Origin of the sequence: uncultured Pseudoxanthomonas sp., assembly GCF_947498795.1 — a bacterium.
Taxonomy (GTDB): Bacteria; Pseudomonadota; Gammaproteobacteria; order Xanthomonadales; family Xanthomonadaceae; genus Pseudoxanthomonas_A.
In genome coordinates, this window is sequence record NZ_CANMLQ010000030.1 from 1 (window position 1) to 597 (window position 597).

1 other RNA gene and 1 pseudogene are annotated in these 597 nt (G+C 59.3%); both read right to left on the reverse strand.

From position 1 onward, the window contains the following. Positions 1-229, reverse strand: a pseudogene (locus Q0907_RS19000) (OmpA family protein); the annotation flags it as partial. Between the two features lie 4 nt (positions 230-233). Further along, positions 234-592, reverse strand: a transfer-messenger RNA (tmRNA) gene (ssrA, locus tag Q0907_RS18970). Positions 593-597 lie beyond the last annotated feature (5 nt).

Genomic DNA, 597 nt, shown 5'->3' on the forward strand with positions numbered 1-597 from the left:
GTTGCAGTTCGCCCTTGCCTTCCGTGTAGATACGGTTGGGGTCGATACCCTTGCTGACCAGGTAGGTCTTGACCGCAGCGGCACGGCGCTCGGACAGCTTCTGGTTGTAGGCTTCGGTGCCGATCGAGTCCGTGTGGCCAACGGCGATGATCGTTTCCAGATCGATCGTGCCGGCTTGCTGGGCGACTTGATCCAGCAGCTGGCGGCCTTCCGGCTTCAGCGTCGACTTGTCGAAGTCGAAGTCCGCAAGCCCTCCGCAACCAGTTCTACATGCTTAGTCGATCTATTTGGATTTAACCCTGGACTTAGCCGATCGACGGGCCGGACCAGGGCGATTCACGTAATTTAAACCAACGCCGTGTGACCCCAGCGGTGGCCGATTCCTTGTGAATGTCGCTGCTGCGGTTCGGGGTTGCCCCCTGGGAAGTTGCCTTCCCCCGCCTGACCCAAGGACAGATCAGTGCAGCGGCTCACCGCTTAAGCGGCGAGAGCGAAACGCTCGTCGTTGGCGTTTGTAGTGTTCCAGTGGATTAACGAGCTTACTGGTGCTCGGCATGCCCTGAGCTGTTTCATGACCCACGTCGAATCCGGATCGGC